At 58.0% G+C, this 21,297-nt stretch carries 15 protein-coding genes; 10 read left to right on the top strand and 5 right to left on the bottom strand.

The genetic code is table 11. From position 1 onward, the window contains the following. Positions 1-48 precede the first annotated feature (48 nt). The 7 genes from ACH79_RS00530 (at position 49) to ACH79_RS00500 (ending at position 9,910) form a co-directional block, all read left to right on the top strand. Complete coding sequence (locus ACH79_RS00530; RefSeq protein WP_161849277.1) at positions 49-2,223, top strand: bi-domain-containing oxidoreductase; 2,175 nt, start codon at positions 49-51, stop codon at positions 2,221-2,223. Continuing rightward, positions 2,220-4,001: a heparinase II/III family protein gene (locus ACH79_RS00525; protein WP_161849276.1), complete on the top strand. Its 1,782-nt coding sequence runs from the start codon at positions 2,220-2,222 to the stop codon at positions 3,999-4,001. Before ACH79_RS00530 ends, ACH79_RS00525 begins: the two co-directional genes overlap by 4 nt. Beyond that, on the top strand, positions 3,998-5,377 hold the full coding sequence (locus ACH79_RS00520; RefSeq protein WP_161849275.1) for a nucleotide sugar dehydrogenase: 1,380 nt from the start codon (positions 3,998-4,000) through the stop codon (positions 5,375-5,377). Before ACH79_RS00525 ends, ACH79_RS00520 begins: the two co-directional genes overlap by 4 nt. A gap of 9 nt (positions 5,378-5,386) precedes the next feature. Continuing rightward, positions 5,387-6,706, top strand: coding sequence for a glycosyltransferase family 4 protein (locus tag ACH79_RS00515; RefSeq protein WP_161849274.1), 1,320 nt, complete (start codon positions 5,387-5,389; stop codon positions 6,704-6,706). Positions 6,707-6,843: 137 nt separating this feature from the next. Continuing rightward, positions 6,844-8,133: a hypothetical protein gene (locus tag ACH79_RS00510; protein ID WP_161849273.1), complete on the top strand. Its 1,290-nt coding sequence runs from the start codon at positions 6,844-6,846 to the stop codon at positions 8,131-8,133. Between the two features lie 191 nt (positions 8,134-8,324). Continuing rightward, entirely contained in the window at positions 8,325-9,062 is a 738-nt protein-coding gene (locus tag ACH79_RS00505; protein WP_161849272.1) for an FkbM family methyltransferase, read from the top strand. Positions 9,063-9,106: 44 nt separating this feature from the next. Beyond that, entirely contained in the window at positions 9,107-9,910 is an 804-nt protein-coding gene (locus tag ACH79_RS00500) for a class I SAM-dependent methyltransferase (RefSeq protein WP_161849271.1), read from the top strand. A 65-nt stretch (positions 9,911-9,975) separates the two neighbouring features. Here ACH79_RS00500 and ACH79_RS00495 read toward each other — a convergent pair whose 3' ends face one another. Next, complete coding sequence (locus ACH79_RS00495) at positions 9,976-10,779, bottom strand: FkbM family methyltransferase (RefSeq protein WP_161849270.1); 804 nt, start codon at positions 10,777-10,779, stop codon at positions 9,976-9,978. Positions 10,780-11,193: 414 nt separating this feature from the next. Then, positions 11,194-11,997, bottom strand: coding sequence for a Crp/Fnr family transcriptional regulator (locus ACH79_RS00490; RefSeq protein ID WP_161849269.1), 804 nt, complete (start codon positions 11,995-11,997; stop codon positions 11,194-11,196). Positions 11,998-13,203: 1,206 nt separating this feature from the next. On the opposite strand from ACH79_RS00490, the gene ACH79_RS00485 reads away from it, so the two are divergent. Together ACH79_RS00485 and ACH79_RS00480 are read left to right on the top strand one after the other, a co-directional pair. Next, on the top strand, positions 13,204-14,619 hold the full coding sequence (locus ACH79_RS00485) for an exopolysaccharide biosynthesis polyprenyl glycosylphosphotransferase (protein ID WP_161849268.1): 1,416 nt from the start codon (positions 13,204-13,206) through the stop codon (positions 14,617-14,619). 544 nt (positions 14,620-15,163) lie between these two features. After that, complete coding sequence (locus ACH79_RS00480) at positions 15,164-17,800, top strand: AMP-binding protein (RefSeq protein WP_161849267.1); 2,637 nt, start codon at positions 15,164-15,166, stop codon at positions 17,798-17,800. A gap of 178 nt (positions 17,801-17,978) precedes the next feature. Here ACH79_RS00480 and ACH79_RS43575 read toward each other — a convergent pair whose 3' ends face one another. Beyond that, entirely contained in the window at positions 17,979-18,176 is a 198-nt protein-coding gene (locus ACH79_RS43575) for a hypothetical protein (protein WP_246738365.1), read from the bottom strand. Between the two features lie 201 nt (positions 18,177-18,377). Here ACH79_RS43575 and ACH79_RS00470 point away from each other — a divergent pair. Beyond that, a protein-coding gene (locus tag ACH79_RS00470) for an IS3 family transposase (RefSeq protein WP_246738128.1) occupies positions 18,378-19,555 on the top strand; the annotation gives its coding sequence in 2 pieces (ribosomal slippage) (positions 18,378-18,675 and positions 18,675-19,555; 1,179 coding nt in all). Here the strand turns inward: ACH79_RS00470 and ACH79_RS00465 are convergent. Continuing rightward, positions 19,552-19,752 (bottom strand): hypothetical protein, encoded by a 201-nt coding sequence (locus ACH79_RS00465; protein ID WP_161849266.1) that lies wholly within the window; start codon positions 19,750-19,752, stop codon positions 19,552-19,554. The two genes, ACH79_RS00470 and ACH79_RS00465, sit on opposite strands and share 4 nt — an antisense overlap. A 326-nt stretch (positions 19,753-20,078) precedes the next feature. Then, complete coding sequence (locus ACH79_RS00460) at positions 20,079-20,276, bottom strand: hypothetical protein (protein WP_161849265.1); 198 nt, start codon at positions 20,274-20,276, stop codon at positions 20,079-20,081. Positions 20,277-21,297 lie beyond the last annotated feature (1,021 nt).

The raw sequence follows: 21,297 nt of genomic DNA, 5'->3' as shown, positions 1-21,297 counted from the left end.
AGACAGGCTTCTGAATGTCAGCGCAACGTTCCTTACTGGAGCGCAAGGATGAAGCAGATCGTCCAAAGTGCAAGTACTGGCGCGTTGTCGGTTCGGGACGTCCCTGTTCCGCGGGTGATGCCGGGACATCTGCTGGTTCGCACGGCGGCGAGCCTGATTTCGGCCGGCACAGAGCGAATGGTCGTTGAGTTTGCGAAAAAGAGCCTGATCGGGAAAGCAAAGAGCCGGCCTGATCTGGTAAAGCAGGTAATAGCGAAAATTCATCGTGATGGACTCCTGGCCACCTTGGACGCTGTGCGAGCCCGTCTCGATCAGCCATTGCCGCTCGGGTATTCCGCGTCGGGCGTCGTTCTGGAAGTGGGCTCTGGGCTCGAAGGCCGATTTCAGGTTGGTGATCGGGTTGCCATTGCAGGAGCGGGGATCGCTAATCATGCTGAGTACAATGTTGCTCCGGGCAACCTCGCAGCGTCTGTTCCAGATGACGTATCCCACTTCGAGGCGTGCTTCGGTACTCTCGCATCCATAGCGCTCAACGGCATCCGTCTGTTGGAACCGAAGCTGGGTGACGTTGTCGGGGTCATCGGTGCCGGTCTGGTCGGTCAATTGACCGCTCAGCTGCTTGCGATCCACGGCTGTCGCGTAGTCTGCCTGGATTACAGTGCCCAAAGGCTTACGCTGGCCCGATCCCTAGGTGCTGAATTCACCTGGAATCTTGCTGATGGCAGCCCCTCCGCGTTCATCGAATCTCAGACCGACGGCGTCGGTTGTGATGGTGTCGTGATCACCGCCGCTACGCCTTCAAGCGAGCCGTTTGAGACAGCGGCGAACATTGCGCGCGACCGCGCGAGGATCAGTCTAGTCGGTATCACCGGAACGGCTTTTCCGTATCGCGAGTTTATGAAGAAAGAGCTTTCGGTCGTCGTTTCGCGATCCTATGGGCCAGGAAGATACGACAGCGATTTCGAAAAGCGCAATCTCAAGTACCCTGTCGGCTGGATACGCTGGACTGAAGCAGACAATCTGACTGAGTGCGTTCGTCTGATGAGCTCGGGACGCACGCTCCGGCTCACTCCGGCAGCACTCACGACCCATCGCTTCTCGATACAGGAAGCGGAGAGAGCCTATGAACTGGTTACCGAAGGAGCAGAACCGCATCTGGGGGTCGTGATCGAATATCCGATTGATGAGCACGCAAAAGCCGAGCCGATTCCGGCTATCGAAATGCGCTCTGGTCCGCATCCGGATCCTATTCGTAAGGGATGCGTCTTGGGGGTGATCGGCGCGGGATCTTTTGCGCGATCAAAATTGTTGCCTACACTTGCCCGGCACCCACAGGTCATGCTGCACACAGTTGTGACGCAGCGCGGCGTTTCGGCCGACGACACCCAGCGCAAATTTGGGTTTCGGCATTGCGGGACCGACGATTCGACGATTTTTGACGATCCCGCAATCAATGCAGTTGTGATCACCACGCCCCACAGTAGCCATGCGGCTCTCACTGCTCGCGCGCTGTCCGCGGGCAAAGCCGTCCTGGTCGAAAAGCCCTTAGCCTTGACGCGAGACGAGCTGAATTCAGTCGTCCAAGCGCGCAATACGTCTTCCGCATTTTTTCAAGTCGGATTCAACAGACGGTTTGCGCCGATGACCGCGTCCTTGTGTCGGCACTTGGCGAGTTTACCGGGGCCAAGAAACGTTCTCATGCGCATCAATGCAGGACAACTTGCACCAGACAGCTGGCAGCGAGAATCGGACGAGGGGAACGGCCGCATTCTCGGCGAACTCTGTCACTTCGTCGACTTGGCGCGTCTCCTGATTGGTACACCGATCGGGGCGGTCCGAGCCGATGCCGCGCGACTTCGTCGCGGTCTGTGTGAGGACGTCACCGTCGCCATCCGGTTCAGTGATGGCAGTCTCTGCACCCTGGTGTACACGGCGCTAGGCGATCCGACCTACAGCAAGGAACGAATTGAATGCTACGCCGGGGGCACGGTGGCTACCATCGACAATTTCCGCACACTGGAGATTGTCGCGAACGGCAGCATCCGACGCCAGTCGAGCAGATTGAAGCAGGATAAGGGCCATCGCGCTGAGCTCGATGCGTTCGTCGCGGCGGTCGTAGAAAACACCGGGCCGCCCGTTCCGGAAGCTGATATTGTTGAAACGAGTTTGGCAACAATTGCCGTTGTCGAGTCGCTTCGAACCGGATCGGTCGTGCATCTATGAAGCCCGGCCGCACCATCCGGACGATACGGCACCTGAGTGCAGAGCAGTTGTATTTTCGCGTGTGGTCGCGCGGGCGATGGGCGATAGCCGGGAAGCTTCCAACGCTGCTCCGTCGATCGGTGGAAAAGACAGCTCGCGAGCTTCCTGATCCGGAATTCCGCGATCCACTCCGCCAGGCGGCGCAACATGTTCTTCACCTGCAAAATTGCGTTTACGGCACGCACCTCTCGGAAATCCTGGAGGGAAGATTCCATCTTCTCGGCAGGACGATGGATTTCGGCGGGATCGATCGCATCGCGTGGCGCGTCGAAATGGGCGAAGGCAACAACCGCCTTTGGCGGATGACGTTGTCGTATCTGGGCTGGGCCGTACCACTCCTTGCCCGAGGCGAGCCCAGCAACGTAGCAATGATACGTCGGGCAATCGATGGACTTGAGGCCCAGAACCAGTGGGACGTACCGGGCGTCTTTCGAGATGTTTGGCATCCATACTCTGCAAGTCACCGAGTGCTAAACCTGCTTGCGGGCTACGCACTCTTTCGTGCCGCGGGTGGGGGCCACTCCGACGACCTTGCGGCTTTACTCGAACACGCAAAATTCTGCGCTGCATTCGTGCTTTGCAATCTGGAGCGAGACCTCCAGTTCAATCATTTGCTGAAGAATTACGTGGCGCTGGCGATGTATCGCGCGGCTCTCGGACGGAGCGCGCCTCGCCTGGAGTTCCTGGACCTCGCGATACGAGAGACCCTGGATCAGGTCGTGCTGAGCGATGGCGGCCATGCCGAGAGATCGCCGATGTATCACGCGCTGTGTCTCGTCGACCTGCGAACGTTGCAGGCGACGAACTTGCCGGCCGCTTGCCCCTGGCTGGATACGGCCCTTTCAGCGATGCAGTCGGCTCTTGGCGTCATGTGCCATCCGGACGGCGACATAAGCCTGTTCAACGATTCGTGGCTCGGCGACACTCCATCGGCCGTTGAACTGGCGCCACCGCCAGCGGACGGTCGAATCGCACTACCAGAAACAGGGTACGTTCGACTGTCCGGCCAGAACGATGCCGTCATTTTCGATTGCGGGCCCTGCGGGCCTGAATCCAATCCGGGACACGCTCACGCAGATTTCCTAAGTGTTGAACTCTCGGTCGCTCGCAAGCGGTTCATCGTAGACCCCGGTGTACCAACATATTCTCGGGGCTCTGCGCGGGACAATTGCCGATCCGCCTCCTGTCACAATGGACCACACGTAATCGACGCCGAGCCGATCGAGTTTTGGGACTCATTCCGTGTCGGACGCCGAGGATCCGCCCTTCCTCTAGAATATCCGACCCTTCGGGGTGTGGCGCCGCTGTGGACGGCGGGATATCAAGACGGCTTTTGTCCGGTCGGAGTTGATGTCGCACGCTGGGTCGGACTGTGGCCCGGGTGCGCTTTGCTCATCGTTGACGTTTGGCGTGGTGCCGAGCCCACCCGTGCAGGCGTTCGATTCCTGGTGCCGGGAACGTGGGCTGCGTCGCCTTCCAGCGCATTCGCAGCCGGTGCGACGCAGGTAAGTCTCGCCGTGCTTTTTGGAAACGCACCTCATATCGAAAGTGCCAATTGGTGGCCGAAGTTCGGTGAGGCGCAATCTACGCACAGCATATTCGTACAGCCATCGTGGGACCATGATGGTTTGGTCGCAGCGACTTTGTGGACCTGGGGCGAACAGGTGCCGGTAGGGATTGTTGAAGCCCGCGCCGTAGCAAGGACATTGCTTGCACACTGCCAAGGACGTCTGCCATGAAAATTGTCGTCTGCGGACTAGGATACGTGGGTGTGACAATGGCGGCCTGCATGCTGCGCAGGGGTGGCACGGTGGTTGGCATCGACGTGAACCCGGAAAAAGTGGAGATCGCCAATGCTGGGCGCTCTCCCGTCAAAGAGCCTGGGATACACGAAATTTTTGCGAAGGCCCGAACTGAAAATCGTCTGACCGCTGCGACGACGTTGGGTACTGCGCTAACCGACGCGGACGTCGTGGTCGCGTGCGTCGGAACTCCAAGCGGTAAGGACGGCTCACTTGAACTGTCGTACGTCTCTTCGGTGTCCGACGAAATTGGTATGGCCGTTCGGCATCGATCACCCGGACGCCGGCCACTGCTGTGCCTGTTCCGATCGACAATGCTGCCTGGCACCATGGAAACGGTGGTCATACCCAAGTTGAGTATGGCGGCCGGAGAGCCGGCCGGTCACCGTTATGAGCCGGTTTATAATCCGGAGTTCATGCGCGAATCCACCGCGATCGCCGACTATTTCCATCCTCCGAAGATCGTCGTGGGCGAGCGATTTCCTGGCGCAGCACAGGAGATGTACGGAATATACGATGGGATCGATGCGCCCGTGTTCAAAGTGTCCTTTGCCGTGGCTGAGATGGTCAAGTATGTGGACAACTATTTCCATGCGCTCAAGGTCGCGTTTGCCAATGAAATCGGGAGATTGGCGTTCACCAGCACTATTAACCCGCAAGATCTAATAAGCATCTTCTTGTCGGACACCAAGCTCAACATCTCTCCTTACTACCTGCGTCCGGGCAATGCGTTCGGCGGATCATGCCTTCCCAAGGATGTTCGTGCTCTCGATGCCTTTGGGCGGAAAAACGGAGTGGACGTGCCGCTCCTGCAAAGCGTGATCGCCAGCAACACCGCCCACAAGTCCTTTATTGCGCGCTTGGTTCTGGCGCACGCGCCTAAAGGGACGCGCATCCTACAAATGGGACTTACCTTCAAGCAGGATACGGACGATCTGCGCGAAAGTCCGCTGGTTGAACTGGCCGCCACCCTGCTGGATCATGGATACGATCTGTCCCTGTTCGAACCCGACCTGAAGCCGGAGCAGCTCATCGGCGCCAACTTGGCGTTTGTGCGAACTCATTTCACGCGACTACCAGACGTTCTGGTAACCGATTTCAAGAACGCGGCGGCAAGAGCCGACCTAATCATACTCGGTAAGTCTATGCCTGGCGTTAAGTTGCCGTCGGGCAAGCAGGTGCTCAATCTCTATCGCTTAAGCGATCCATTGAGCGATTGGGTTGCCGGTGACGAGGACGACGTTCGCGGTTTGATCGGGGCGGACAACGGTAGCGGCGGAAAGCCCCGCCGGGTTCGCACTGCGGTACGTTAGGAGTTAGCCATGACGCCCAACACAATGTTGCCCTCATCCATGAACGTGCTGCCAGCGAACCATCGGCTAAGAATTGCGCTTGTGTGCAGCCGGTTGCCGTTACCCATGACGCGTGCAGATCAATTAACGGTCGCGCACCTGATCTCATTCTTGGCCGCGCGGGGGCACGCGCTGGACCTGTTCACGCTAGACACGGGAGAAGAGCCGACGCGTGAGCAGATCGCGTGGCTGGATCAGCGCTGCCGTCAACTCCTTGTTTTCCGACAACCCAAGGGCCGCAGCATTTTCGGGTTGATCGGCGCTCTTGCAGTCGGCAAACCTATGCAGGTTGGCTGGTTCACCAATCGCGCTCATATCCATGCCGTCCGGGAAGCCATCTCGCTCCGGCAATACGATGTCGCCTACGCTTATTACATTCGCAGCGCCGAGGCGCTCCGCGCAGTCTGCCCCGCCGACGCGAAACCCGACGAGGGACATCCTCCCACGATCCTTGGCATGCAGCTCTCCCAGTCGCTGAATACGCGACGGCTAGCGCAAAACTCCGGCAGGCTACGAGACAAGGTCATATATGCCGTAGAGCAGGGCCTGGTGCGTCGATATGAGGCTAACATCTGGCGCGACTTCTTCAAGACGGTTCTCATTGGCGAGAGAGATGCGGAGGAAATTCGCTTGGCCTGTCGCGAAAGGTCGGTCCCAGAGATAAGCAATTACATTCTTTCTCCGCACGGTGTAGATGCGAGCCGATTCCGGCCTCGCCCCGACATCGACCCCGATCCAGCCACGCTGGTCTTCTCTGGCGTGATGAGGACTAACACCAACATTCACGCAATCGCCTGGTTCACGAAGAACTGCTGGCCGCGCATAAGGGCGGAGATCCCTGGCGTGCGTTTGCTCATCGTCGGTCGGCAGCCGGCGACTGAGGTCATCCGTCTGGCCGATCTCGACCGCGCAATCACGGTGACCGGCGAGGTTCCGGATACTGCAGACTACATTGCGCGCGCGACGGTCTGCATAAATCCCATACAAATTGGAGCCGGCATGCAGAACAAGCTGATTGAGTACATGGCCTGCGGCAAGCCTGTCGTCACGACCCCGGTGGCCAATGAGGGGATTCGTGCAATTTCTGGAACGCACCTCCTCGAAGCCGCCGGTCCCGAGGCATTTGCGGATGCTGTCGTCGCACTTCTGCGCAGTCCGGAGATGCGAGCGGCTCTAGGAAAGAACGCCCGCGAATTTATCCAGCGCAATTGGACATGGGAGAAGCTGTTTTCAGCGCTGGAATCTGAGATGTTAGTGATGGCGTCGCCTTATCGCGCGTCGGCGGCGTGATCTTGCAAGGCATTCCGGCTGCGGTCAACAATCGGTTGCTAGTACGCGATTAGCGGATCGAGCATCTCGGATGCGGGCCCGCATCCACTTAAGCGAGCGGGTGCGCGTCCTCGGCAAAGCTGGGTTGGAACGTCCTGATGAGCATCTATGGCTTTCTTGCATTAAAGGTCGCTAGCACTGGGCTCCAAGTCGTGTTTGGAATTCTCACCACATACGTCTTCCTGCGGATCCTTTCACCAGATGTGTTTGCGGCCTACATTTTGATTTCTGCCATAGGCGGCTATTCAAATGTAGCCGATTTTGGTTGTTCGAATCTCATGTACGTTAATATACGGAAGGCGTATTTGGCTGGCCAACATCTGGGGACAGCGTTGGAAGAGGCGTTGGCGGCTCTGCTTACATATGGCGCCGTCGTCCTGCTAGTGCTCTTCATCGTCGGCGCACTGATTATTGCTGACGTTATTAAAAATCACGGAGCACCGCTGAATCTCATTCTGTACTTGCTGTTCTGGCTGCTGCTGTTGCCTTGGAGGATCGTAGGATCCACCGCGAATGCGGTCGACCTTTATGTCCCTTTCGAAATTCTCGAGGTGATGCGCAGATTGCTGGTGACCGGTCTCATGATATTGCTTTTGACCGGACTTGAGGTCCGAGACTATGTAATCGCTATAAATATTGCTTGGGTGGCCTGCTTTCTGGTCGCCGCGTTTTACGCTCGCCGCCTGTTTGACGATCTCGGCGCCGGCAAAGGGTCGATCTCGGCGGCCATGGTTCGGTTATATCGTGATCGGCTGTCCAGCATGAGGGCCGTCGCAGCTTGGAACGTGAGTGCGCTGACCATTTTGGTTTCCCCGTACTTCATGGTCCCTGCCATGTCGTTTCCCAAGGAAGCTCTGGTAGTATTTGACACGTTTTATAAGGTCTGCCGCTTCGGTGCGACGGCATACGGATTTGCAGGAGAGGCTTTCCTGCCGTTGCAGACACGGGCAGTGCATGAGGGCAGAGCGCGAGATCTGATGTCATCGGTAGGGACGGTCTTGGCCTTGAAGTCCATCATCTTCCTGGTTTTGGCAATTTGCTTGTTAGGAGGATCGGACCAGATCTTTCCAGCACTGCTCAACGGCAAAGTGGAGATTAGCCAAGCAATCGTGTTGATGATGGTCGCGATGCTCTTTCTACAAATCATCCACCTTACGCTCGAGCTGATACTCATCAATTTCGGCTTCTTTGAACCAATGGCAAAGTTGTACGTGGCCGTGGTGTTCCTACTGACTGCAGTTGCTCTTGCAAGTTACCTATTCAAACTGGCGTTCCCGACATTTCTGGGGGCATATGTTCTGGTTTACGGGATCAGCGCAGTACTGCATGTCCCACTTTTCTTGCGGTACGTCGGACCGATTCGAACAATGTCACGTCAGCCAGACTGACTTTTCGACCATTTGCGGTTCACCCAAGGAGCCGCATTTGGTGCCAGATGCCGAGGGCTTGTGTTGCGTGGTTTGGAACTCCTGCGCAGCCAGCGTGTTCACCACCGCGCAAATCCTCCCAGAAAAGCCTCGCGCTTAACTGTGGTTTTCCTGTCGACGTGACGCTTGAACGGCAACAGAGGGCAGGATTCATGCTGAAGAAGATGGGCAAGTTGGTGGAAGCGCTATCAAACCCCACATACTGGAATGGACTACGATATGGGATAACTCCAAGCATCGAGCACAAATTAGCACTGCAGAGATTGAACATAAGGACGGTGCTCGACGTCGGCGCCAACAGAGGCCAATTTACGCTGCTTGCCCAATGTCTCTACCCCGCGGCGACCATTTATGCATTCGAACCGCTCGCGCGTCCTGCTGAACAGTTCCGCGCGCTATTCGCAGATAAGACTAATGTGCAGCTTTTCCAAGTGGGCATTGACGAGGCTCTGCGCGACACCAAAATGTTCGTTGCCGACGATCATCATGCATCGTCCTCGATCCTGAAAGCGCACAAGCAGTCAAAGATATTTGGCTCTCGAGAAACAGGAGAGGAGACGGTTCATGTCGGCCGACTCAACGACTTTCTACGCCTTGATTGCATACGTCCGCCCTGCCTGCTCAAGATTGATGTCCAGGGCTATGAGCTGCAGGTCATAAATGGCTGTCGTGAGGTACTGCCCCTCGTTGATTATCTGTACGTCGAATGCTGCTATGTCGAGTTGTATGCGCGTCAGGCGCTCGCTCACGAGATACTGCGTCGGCTGGAAGAATTTGGCTTCGCTCTCCGGGGCATCTTCAACCAGCACTGCGATCCGGAGGAGGGGCCTGTGATAGCCGACTTCCTCTTCCAATCGTTGAGATCGATGGCCGCGGTCCGAGCGGCGTAGTGAACTAACCACGCTTCCTCAAGAGCGTCAGGAGCACATCCGCCATGCTCAAGAGCGACGTTCGCAGCTTCTGGGACCAAGGCTCCGCTGGTGAATTCTGGGCTGTCGGATCGGAGACGAAGCTGCGCTTCCTCACTGAGGAAAAGTCTCGTTATGAGTTTGAACCTTTCATACCCGCTTTCGCCGACTTCGCCGCCGCGGCGGATCGGGTCGTGCTCGAAATCGGCATCGGTATGGGGTGCGACCATCAGCAATGGGCGCGAGCGCGGCCGCGACGTCTGCTCGGCACCGACCTGAGCTGGCGTTCCATCGCCTACACGCGCGAACGGTTCGATTTGTTCGATTTGAAGTCCGATCTAGTTTTGGCCGACTGCGAATGTCTGCCGCTGTCTTCTGGCTGCGTGGATATTATCTATTCGTGGGGGGTAATGCATCACACCCCGGATACCGGTCAGGCCGTTCGAGAGGCCTACCGGGTGCTGCGGCCCGGTGGTATCGCAAAGATCATGATCTATCACAAATGGTCGCTGACCGGTTACATGCTCTGGATGCGCTATGGCCTCATGCGAGGGCGACCTTGGTGGGGACTCGAGTATATCTACGCGAATTTCCTGGAGAGCCCTGGAACCAAGGCCTACACCGTCGACGAAGCGCGCCAACTGTTTGGGCAATTTTCCGACGTTCGCATCGCCATCCAAGTGAACTACGGCGACCTGCTCCAGAGTGAGGTCGGCCGTCGGCACCGAGGCCCGCTCCTCAGCATTGCAAAGAAACTATGGCCTCGTTGGCTCATCCGCAGATTGCTGAAGCGGCACGGCTTGTACCTGTTGATCACCGCGGTGAAATAGAGCTGCGCCTGGTCTCTTCGTTCTTGCAAACGCTCGTTGGCCGCTGGCTTTTGTGCAGCACGTGGTCACGAAGGCGCCACCGCGAGCTTCTCGTTTGGAATCGCAACCGTATTCCAAGCGGGGCGTTGCAATGGAGACCGGCCCTTCGCTTCACCGTCCAACAACACATAGCGATGCTTTTGAAAGAACGCTGCCATCGAATCCTGAAGTTCGCTTTGGCACTCGATCAGGATGTTGGGACGAGCCATCGCGATTGTCTGCTCGCCGCCGTGGAGAACCATCATTTCCGCGCCTTCCATGTCTATCTTGAGTACCGTCGGCGCGGCCAGACTCCTGGCGAGCGTGTCGATCCGCGTTGTCGGTACCGGTCTCGTCTCCTCCGGAACGACGAACGTTTCACGCAATTTGCCAATTGCCTCCAGCTTATTGAGTGCCCGACTGAACTTGGATATCTGAAAATTGGCTGCAGCATCCTCGTTCGAAATCGCAACACTCATCACCGACAATTTGAGAGTTCGGTTCTGGTTCAGCCTGAGGCTCCGCATCAAGTTGCAGGCAGGTTCCAGATCTGCCTCAAAAGCATAGACACGGCCGGTACGGACCATAAGTGCGGCAGGTAATGCAAACAGCCCCAGATTAGCGCCGATGTCCCACACGACGGTGTCCGCCTCAACCCATTCGCGAATGAAACGCTCATGGACGGGATCAACAAGAGATTTGCGTACGTCGAGTACGCTCAGGCTGCTGCTCGGCGAAACATAGGCAGCGAAAACACGGTCATCCGTTCTGGCGGTCCGGCGAAAATATATGGACTTGAAGAACCTGTACAGCGCGCGCCGGTAGAACGGGGATTGCGCTCCGATTCCCATCGTTGATTTCCGTCAGCCAGGGACACCGAAGGTGTCACCTTCTTGGACAGCATGTTTACGTCAGGCGAGCTCGGTCAAATTTCCGTCAGCAGCATGCTTCCGTTAGTAGCTGATTGGTAAGGCCGAAGAAAAGTGCGTGGCGGGAATTTACCAACCAGGCTTACGCCAGCACGGCCCCAAAGCCCAAATCAAGGCCGCCGAGGCAGTTACAGTTCGACCATCTGAAATTCTGGTCATGCGGCCGGAGACTAATCTGGCTGCATCCCGGCCGGACATTATGTAGGATAGTTTTAACATAGCATGGCTTTGCTCATGACGAACTGCTCTTGCCAGACACCTGTCCGGCGAGCGTCGGCCCTTAGAAGAGGAGCATGGAGGCACCCAAACAATAGTGAGTCACCAAATCTCGTGTTTTCAGTGTAGCGCTGCGTCCTTGGATGCGCAGCGTCCGATGGCCGACTTCGGTAAGGAGTTCCTGTACAACTCAGTCACATCTCCTCCGCGTAGCCGCAGATAGTCGGGGGCAAATTCGGCGAGACGAACCAGCTCGTTCCAGTTGTTTATTGTGATCGTCCTTGCCTGCCATTGCAGAATATTGCTGCGGCTCAATTCCCGGATGACCCGATTGGCATGAACCGGGGAAATGCCACAGGCGTCGGCGAGTCCCGATTGCGTGAAAGGTGAAGGTATCCGAAAATCCCTGGCTAGGCCGACTGCGCGCAACCGTTCTACGACCTCACACAGCAGATGCGCCACGCGGGCCAGCGCGTCCCGGCTCCCCAGGGTGACGGTCCAGTTCCGTAAAGCGGCTGCCTCCGTGAGGAACAATAATAGGAACGCGCGCGCCATTGAGGGCGACAGGGCGCTAATTTCGCGAAAGAATGAATGCGGAATCGATGCGATCACGGCGGGACTGAGTGTGACCAAATCGAAGTCGACGCGTGGATCGAAGAACGTGTGCAGGTCTGGCACATCACCAGTCACATGAATCGACGTGATGTGTCGGTGGCTGCTGTTCACATGCTGCCAGCAAAGATAGCCCTGCAGCACCAGTGAGCAGTGGTCCGGCCGATCGCCCTTTTGAAGGATATGGTGACAGGGGCCATAGTAGCGTATGCTGCTCGGCATATTCGTGAGCAGGTCAAGATCGCCCGGCGTTAGCTCGACGATGCTTACTAGGCGATCAGCGAATTTTGAGAACGCGAATCCAGCTTGCATACGCTATCACCAGATTGCTACTGAACAGCGCACCACCGCGCGTTATCAATCACGTCTCCCGTCGACCCGGGAATATTTGGCAAAAGACGCGTGGCGGGCCCAAAGGTTCCAAACCGGCGGAACTGATATCGCCGAGACAGTCAGCGAATTGTCGAACACTAAATCGGTGTTTATCGGAGCGACGCACCTACCAGAACTACAAGCATCCATTTCATGGCGTTCGGGGCCTACTTCCTCGCTCTCCGAAGCGGTGAGAGCTTTCGCTGGTTCCCTAGGCGACGCGAGCCTAAGTTAACTCTATGCGGCTGCGGCCCCAGCACCGCCAACGCGGCGCTTAAACAAAACCAAAAGCCCGGCCTGCAGCGGGCCGGGCAAATCGCCAAACCCGCAAACCGCTCGTGTCTGTACGGCAGCCGACTTAAAGAGAGTTCGTTGGGAACAAGCGGCAATCGACAGCCATGAAGTTATCATGACGGTGAGCGTTGCCGGGTAAGCCCGCGCCATGGCGCGAGCGTGGTCCTCGTGGGTGCCGTTCTTTGATTTGGATCAAACTCACGGCTGGTCCCACTTTCCATCGTGCCCCGGAGAAGGCGGGCTAAATCTCCTCGAAGATCGCCTGTGATGACTCAAGTGAGCGCCCGACGCAGCGGAACCGTCGTTAGCGTTTCCCGTCGCGACTGTCGAGGATCGGATCCTTCATGGACATTCCGACGGTGCCTCGTCCCAAAGGCCTGCAAACGCTTCCTGAAGCACCTGACGGGATGACATGACATTGAGTGTGTCCATTGGGGCCATGCTTTTCAGGCGCCCAGCCGGCGTGGTGCCTAGATAGGGGAACAGATATAAATCTATGACGATCGTTTTGAAGATTGTCGGAAGATTGTCGGGGGAGGGCCCGACGGCCGGCGTGGTTTCTGATAAAAGCCCAAAGCTATCTATTGGATTTAAGTCTAACTTGAGCGGTAAGGGACACCCGCTGCAGTTACTCCGACTGCTCATTGGGTGAGGGCGCTGCGTGATGCCGGGAGCGGCCCATGCTCTATGCTGTCAGTGGCGCTGATGTCGTCCATGTCCATGCCATCCCCTCCCGCCTCGGCTTTCTTGCCTTAACGAAACGTCCTCATCGCCGACGAATGCTCGCATCGCTGCTCGGCGGTACAATTTGGCACGCGCCAGCACGACCTTGATTTCGCCGGAGGTCAAGGGATGCTGCAATCCAACTTCATCGAACCGGCGGACAGCGCGCAGCAAATCACGCACAGCCACGATAATCGCCAAGTGCTCGCCGCAATGGTCGCCCTAACCGAGATGGCGGTCGTCGCAAGTTCGAGCTACCTGGCGTTTTTTGCATATCATCTGGCAGTTTGGGGTGGATTGCCGGATACCATTCCATATGGATGGATATCGATGTATTTGGCGCTAATTTACGGCACCATCTGTCTGTCGGACAAGCAATACGATTTTCTTTGTGCGGAATGGAATCGGAAAGCGCATCGGGCAGCGCTTGCATTGGCGTTAGCCTTTGTTTTCGCTCTCGCGTTCATGTTCATCACCGGGATGGTCACGAGTTACTCGAGAGGAACATTCCTCGCGCAGTTTGCCATCGCCTTGCCGGCCGCGGTCTTCACTCGAGCAGCACTATTGCATGCGATAGACGTTGGTCGAAAACGCGGCCACTGGAATTCGCGGGGCGCCGCAGTCCTTGTCTTTCCGGGTGTTGAAAAGCCGACCCAACTCCTTGAGCAATTGTCATCCAGGCGGGATGACATACGGCAACTCTATCGCCTGGACTCGACGAATATTGAGTTGCAGCTTCAAACGATCCTGTGTGACACTCGCACCAACCAATGTGATGCGGTGTTGTTGCTGTTTCATTCAGACAATATGAACGCGGTCACTCGCGCAGTGGACATGTTCTCCGAGATGCCGGTTAGGATTCAACTTCTTCCCGCCGGCATGCTGGACTTCATGGGCTGCAGCCGGATTGGATGCTTCGGCCACGCCTGTGTATTTGAAATCGCATCGGGACCCGATTGGGTGCTGGACCGTTTTCTCAAGCGAAGTTTTGATCTCTTTGTCGCTGCGGCCGCAGGCCTCTTGCTCTTGCCCCTGATGCTGATGGTGGCTGCGCTGATCAAGTTGGACTCGCGAGGTCCGGTTCTGTTTAAACAAACTCGTCACGGCTATAACAACGGGCCCATAAGGGTTCTAAAGTTTCGCACTATGGTCGCGAGCCAGGAGGATCGTCAGGCAATCAGGGATGATCCCAGGGTCACGCGCATAGGACGGATATTGCGGCGAACAAACATCGACGAGCTCCCTCAGCTCGTCAACGTCATCCGGGGAGACATGTCGATTGTCGGACCACGTCCTCACGCAGTTTGGCACAATCAAATATTTGAAGGGCGGATCGCGCGATTAGCCCGACGTCACAACGTCAAGCCCGGCATTACCGGCTGGGCTCAGGTGAATGGGCTACGCGGTGAGACCGACACTTTCGAGAAGATGCGCGCCCGCGTAGAGTATGACCTGTACTACATCGATAACTGGTCTTTTGCCTTCGACCTGAAGATCGTTCTGATGACGGTACTTTCAAAGAGTAGCTATGAGAATGCCTACTAGGGAGTCGAGCGTCGCGCGAATTGCGGCAACTATGGTCTCGGGTGTCGGAATAGCTGGCCAACGAGAGAGCCGAGCTGCACCGTGCATGCCGTACCGACGCTCACGAGAAGTGAGTACACGACGGTTAAGTCGCCAGTCAAGATACGGCAGCGAAACCGCGGCACGGACAGTACTTGCCGTGGCTGCGGCGAAAACGTTGTTACCGCGCCAGGCACAGTCCCACAATGAAGCTGACTATTACCAAAGCGAACACTGAAGGCCCCCACTGGGTGATTTCGTAGTCCGCGAGGTCCTGGATGATAACATTTGCTTGTTCAGAAGGTCGCCAGCAGGCACGTGCAGTATTTTATTGCACAATCGCGTGGGTGGGCGAGCGGCGCGGGACAACAAGGCACGAGATGTCCGCGCTTAGCTCGGACGTCAGCAGCGCGGTGAAGAAGGCGGTCAAGGAGGCGAGGAGGCGGACCCCAGCCGCGAGCGCGTAGAATGGCGTCTCGAGCGCCAGGAACGGGGGCTAGGGGAGTGGGTCATAAAGAGGTTGCGGATGAGTAATTGCTCGTCCTCTCGCGATAACACTGAATTCAAATCAACGCTGGGCCAAGTCATCTGTCGGATTGCCAGCTCGTTCCCGCGTCAGCCCGCGATCGTCTCCTCTACGTTTGCGACCCTCCGGTACCGCGATCTTCAGCGCCAGTTGGATCGCATTCGCCGGCAGTTGCGTGTGGCCGGGTTCGATTGCAACGCCCGGATCGGAGTGCTCATGCCGAACGGGCCGGAGGCGGTTCTCGGCATTGTGGCAGTCGCCTGCTGCAGCATTGCAGTACCCCTAGATCCGCGGCTGTCGCCAGTGGAGATCGATCAGCGTCTTGACATGCTGCGCCTGAACGCTCTTCTCGTGCCGCAAGGCAATGCCTCTGAAGCTCGCCAGGCTGCTGCGCGGAGAGGGCTCGTCATCATCGAAGCCGTTCCGGTCGGGCACGGCCAGCTTGGACTCGATATCGCAGCGCCGGTCTCCAACTCCTCTGCGATCGACGCTGAGCCTGATCCGGGATCGCCCGCATTCATCCTGCAGACGTCGGGCACGACCGCGCAGCCGAAGCTCATTCCGTTCAGTCATGGCAACATGCTGGCGGCGGCCGCGCGGCTTCAGGCCTGGTTTGGCCTCACACGCCAGGACCGGTGCTTGAGCGTTTCGTCCCCTTACTATTCCCATGGGCTCAAAGTAACGGTCTTCACACCGCTGCTGACGGGCGGCAGCATTGCCGTCCCGGCGAACAGTAGCGTCCTGGCGTTGGACGAGTGGTTCGATGTCCTGCGGCCGACTTGGTACTCGGGAGGTCCCACGCTTCACGCGGCCGTGCTGGACAAGGCAAGAAGCCTTGAGGATGCGCCGGCGGCGCACACGCTGCGGTTCGTCCTATCGGGTGGCGCGCCGCTCTCGAAGGAGGTGCACGACGACCTAAAGCGCATGTTGGGCGTGCCGGTGCTGGAGCATTACGGCTCCAGCGAAGCCGCACAGATCGCCGCCAACCTGCCGGCGCCCGGGCCGAACAGATCAGGGACTTGCGGGCAACCTTGGCCTGATACCGTGGCCATTGTTGGTGAGGATGGACATCCCTTGCCAACCGGCGAGCGGGGTGAGATCTGGGTTCGTGGTCCCACCGTGATATCTGGCTATCTCGATGCGCCGGAACTCAATCATGCTGCTTTCAGAGAGGGCTGGCTTCGCACGGGCGATATCGGCAGCCTCGACGGAGACGGCTTCCTGACCCTGCACGGCCGCCTCAGTGAAGTAATCAACCGCGGTGGTGAGAAGATCGCCCCTGCTGAAGTGGAATCCGCACTACTACGCCATCCGGCCATTGCCGAAGCCGCGGCTTTCGCAATCCTCCATCCACGCCTTGGCGATGACGTCGCGGCGGCCGTCGTTCCCCATCCTGGCGCGCAGACGACACCCGCGGAGCTTCGCCAGTTCCTGCAACTCGAGTTGGCCTCGTTCAAGATTCCGCGGCGCATTCTGATCGTCGATCAACTGCCAAAGGGGCCGACGGGAAAGGTTCAGCGGCGGCGGTTGAGTGAATCGCTCGACGGGCTGCTGGGTCATCAGGGGGCGATGCCGCTGCCTGCCGTGAACAAAGGGCCATTGGATCTGGAAGCTGAATTGCTGAGCCTGTGGCGCAGGCTGCTCAAGTCCGATTCTGTGACGATCGACGATGATTTTTTTGCCTGCGGTGGAGACTCCCTTCTGGCGATGGAAATGCTCATCGAGGTCGAACGGCTCATCGGCAACCCCGTACCGGAAACGATTCTGTTCGGGGCAGAAACAATTCGCCAGCTTGCTCCAAAAATCGCCGCGCAGACGGGTACGCCGACGACGCCGGTCTTCCAGTTCAGTGCGTCTGGCAATCGGCCGACCCTGTACTTCTTCAATGGAGATCTCGTGAGCGGCCACCCGTGTATGCGCCGGATTGTCGACCTTTTTGGGCCTGATTACCCGATCACTTCCATCGACTCCCATGGTCTCCATGGGGAGCCGATTCCGCCGTCGATTGAGGCGATGGCCGCCGATCGCCTGCCGCTAATCCTGGCAAGGCAGGCGAGCGGCCCTTTCCTCCTGGGTGGCCGATGCAACGGCGCCATGGTGGCGTTCGAAACAGCCCGCCTGCTGATGGCAGCCGGCCACAAGGTGGACATAGTTGCGATGGTCGATCCCCCAACCGTCAGTGCCCGTCCGGCAGCGCGGGCGATCATCGCGGTGATGAAGCCCATGGTTTCGCCCTACCTTCTGCGTTGGACCTATCAATTGATGGTCCAACTGGAGGTGTTCTTCAAGGGAGCTTCAACGAGCGAAAAAATTGCTAAGGTGCTGACGCGGTTGCGGATCGCCAAACTGCATGACGGTTTGTCCAGCACCAATAATGAGATTCCGCCGGCGTTATGGGACGCTTATTCAATCGCAATGGCGCAATATCTTCCGGCGCCGCTCGAGGTACCTGTGAGCTTTTACGCGGCCGGCTCCGACGGTCGGGCTTGGCGTCTCAGTTCCCAACTCGAAGTAATTGAGGTGCCTGCGGGACATAGTGACTGCCTGACCTCTGGCGCTGAACGGCTGGTTGATCATCTGCGGCAAAGAATTGATGCTCTGGCTGATGCCGCGCCTCCCAGGAAATCAGCCGCTTGAGGCCTTTCCCGCGTTCAGGGCCGTTGGCAGGTTCAACACTTGCGCGAGAGGCTGTAGGCAGCAGCCGCAAGCGGGTCGAGCGTCGGCTTGGACGTTAGGAACGCGATCGAGGCTGCTGGGTTGAGCCGATATCGCATCTTGCCCCCAGGGTGCGACTCCTCAGTTCTCAGAAAGGGGCTCAGGCCGTCGCTTGAGGCCCTTTCTTTTTTTTGCGTGCGCCGAGCACGACGAAGAGGCCGCCAATCAAGGCGGCAATTTTTATGGCCCTGGCGATTATAGGAGGAATTTGACTCCGATCATCGTTTCCGTTCGCCAAATGGCAGGCGACCACCAGTGTAAACTGTGCCGGAACGGCGTTCGTGCTGACTAACTGCAAGGCCGCTCCAGTCTCAGACCGGTTACGAACGACGCAGGCAATTGCGTGTCCGCTAAACTCAATGCTTCCAGATTTCAATACGCTTCATCCGATCAGACGCAACGATCATGTTTCGAGGGCTGCGGACCTGGCGATTTCAACCTGAACCTCCTCCGAATTGATGGACACCTGTAGTAGGCTCGAAGAGCCAGGAGGTGTCGGATGGAAGGACGTCAACGTCGGTCGTTTACGGACGACTACAAGCGGCAAGCGGTTGATCTCGTAGCGTCGAGCGGGCGCTCGATCGGATCTGTTGCCAAGGAGCTTGGGCTGCGCGATTCCGTGCTGCGGCGGTGGATGGAGCAGCGAGGGGCTCGGCTGGAGCCGACGGCGGCGACGCGGCGCCCCACAACGCAGGCGACGCTGCCGTCGGCGGACCACGCGGCAGAGATCGCGCGTTTGCAGCGAGAGAACGAGCGGCTGCGCATGGAGCGCGACATTTTAAAAAAGTCGATCGCGATCTTTGCTGGAACACGGACATGAGATTCCGCTTCATCGAAGATCGCCGCGCCGACTATCCGGTGACGCTCCTGTGCGACGTGCTCGGCGTCTCGCCGGCCGGCTATTATGCCTGGCGCTCGCGCCCGGAGAGCCGACGATCTGCTGCCAATCGTGACCTCGTCGACGACATCAGGCGGGTCCACCGCGACACCCGCGGGCGTTATGGCAGCCCGCGTATCCATGTCGAGTTGAAGGCTCAGGGCCGCGGGGCGAGCCGTGGTCGCATCGAGCGGTTGATGCGGCGTCACGGCATCAGGGCCATCATGGCGCGGCCACGCCGGGTGCGGACCACCGACAGCCGCCACGACCTGCCGATCGCCCCGAATCTGCTCGACCGCAACTTCATCGCCACTGCTCGGAACCAGATCTGGCTGGCCGATATCACCTACATCGAGACCGATCCGGGTTGGCTCTATCTGGCCGCCGTCATGGATCTGTACAGCCGCAGGATTGTCGGCTGGGCGATGGCGGATCATTTGCGCGCCGACCTGCCCTTGGCGGCTTTGCGGATGGCGATCTCGGCGCAGCGGTCAAGTGCCGGCCTGATCCACCATTCCGATCGCGGCGTTCAATATGCCTCGGCGGATTACCGCAAGCTGATGCAATCCGCCGGCCTCAGGGCGTCAATGAGCCGCAAGGGCGACTGCTATGACAATGCTCCGATGGAGAGCTTCTTTCACACGCTCAAGACGGAGCTCGTCCACCACAGGCACTATGCAACACGGGCAGAAGCCACACGGGATATCTTTGCCTATATCGAGGGCTTCTACAATCGGACTCGTCGTCACTCCGCCATCGGCTTTATCAGCCCGATCGAGATGGAGCTAAAAGCAGCTTAACCCTGTCCATTTTTTCGGGGGAAGATCAACCACTCATTCAAGCGCGCTGCGTGTTCAGCCTGTCGGGCACGCCTCAGGAGCAGTTCCTGAGCCGTGCCGGGAGGAAGCGCCTCGGCCGCCTCTCTAAAGCGGTGAGCCTCTTCCGCTAACCGTTCTCCAAAGCTTTTCTCGTGCTTGATGCGGCGACGTTTCTGCATACGCTGCTCCATTCCATTTGGTGAAGGCGGGAGCGCGTCGTTGCGATCTCATCACCGAAAATGCCTGGGCCGCGCGGTGATGGTCGGTATGATAGTCCAACTGGAAACGTCGGCTGTTCGCTACCCGACTTACGATCTCTTTCCTTTGGAGGAGTTGGTATGAGTGCGCCGAGTGGAACGAAAGCCGTTTCACTCAAGTTGAGTGACCGTAGCCGATGGCGCGTAAGACTGAATTGTGGCTCGGTCTCTTTGCCATTGGGCGAACAATTCTTCATGGGCCGGCGTGAAGGTCACGTGACGAACCTCATAGCGCGCACTAGGGTGACCTAGTCGGGCGGTTCTGCCCCGTGCAATTGTGAATCGCCCTGCCACTCAGCAGCGCGGTCGGCTAACTTGTCGTACTCCTCAGCGACCCGCAGCATTCGTTGCATTTCTCGAGGAGCGTAGCGCAACTGATTCGCTTTCGCGCGGGTCGCTTTTGCGCGATCGCGCCAGTACTTCGGCTGTTTGATCGGATCATGCATGCACCCGGTAAAGCACTTCCGGGGCACTTGCCTTATGACATATGTGCAGGAAAGCAGGTTCTTGCTGTTCACGAATTGTAAGGTAGGCAGACATAATTCGGGAAAATACGGAATTGAGCTAAAAACGAAAAGCCCGGCGATTGGCCGGGCTAACTCCGAAGTACCTGTAGGTATTGAAACGCGGACAGTAAAGCGCTGCTTGACCTTGGCGTCTGTACGGTACGTGACTCTAGGTGAATTATCAGGAAAAGATGGCAATCGGCATTGTGAAGCTGATGAAAGCGGTGGCTGCGGGATAGCCTCCCTTCAGTCCCGAGGGCGCCTAGACCATTGAGCCGGATGCCCTTAGCGTATCGGCGTCCCGAGTCGACTGCGCCCACCAACAAATGTTGGTCTCGATGTAATTGTTGCAGCTGACGCTCGGGCCTTCACACTATTTTGCCGCTCCCGGCATGATGATTCGGCGCTCGAAAGAGTGCACGCCGAGGGACGGCTCTGGCACATTAGCCCCCAGCCCCGCGCCAGAGCCGTTTCTTAAAGTTCTTAAAGTCCCGTCCTCGCGTGCGGAAGTCAGGGCCGCAGTCGACGCCGCGCTAGGGCTATCCTAATGGTAGGGCTTCCAAGTTTCGGGACGTCCGGGTAAGTAGGCTGACTAACAGCTTTCACGCACGGCGCGGCACCTAGTCGCAGCGTCGCTCCTTGCGCGTAACCATCCGGCCATCGTCACTCTCGACCCTTGTAGTTACTGTGCGGCAGCGCTGCCGTGGGCCCACGGTGACGCCACCCGGGCCGACACCAACCGTGGTGTCGCGGTCCCGATCTGAGCGGTAACGGTCCCTATCCCGGTCCCGTCCGATCTGAACATCGACTTGGGCCATCTTGACGCCTTCAGCCTTTGCCGGAGTAGCCAGCGGGGCGGTTGTCAGCGCCGCTGCGGCTGTTGCCACGACAATAGCGATCCTAAACATGGGAAGTTTCCTCCCTGGGGGTGAACCGTTGTAGCGGGCACCAACAGAGGCTG

This window comes from Bradyrhizobium sp. CCBAU 051011, from assembly GCF_009930815.1.
In the GTDB taxonomy this organism is placed as follows: Bacteria; Pseudomonadota; Alphaproteobacteria; order Rhizobiales; family Xanthobacteraceae; genus Bradyrhizobium.
The sequence above is the reverse complement of the archived record's forward strand: the minus strand, read 5'-3'. Positions and strand labels throughout refer to the sequence as shown.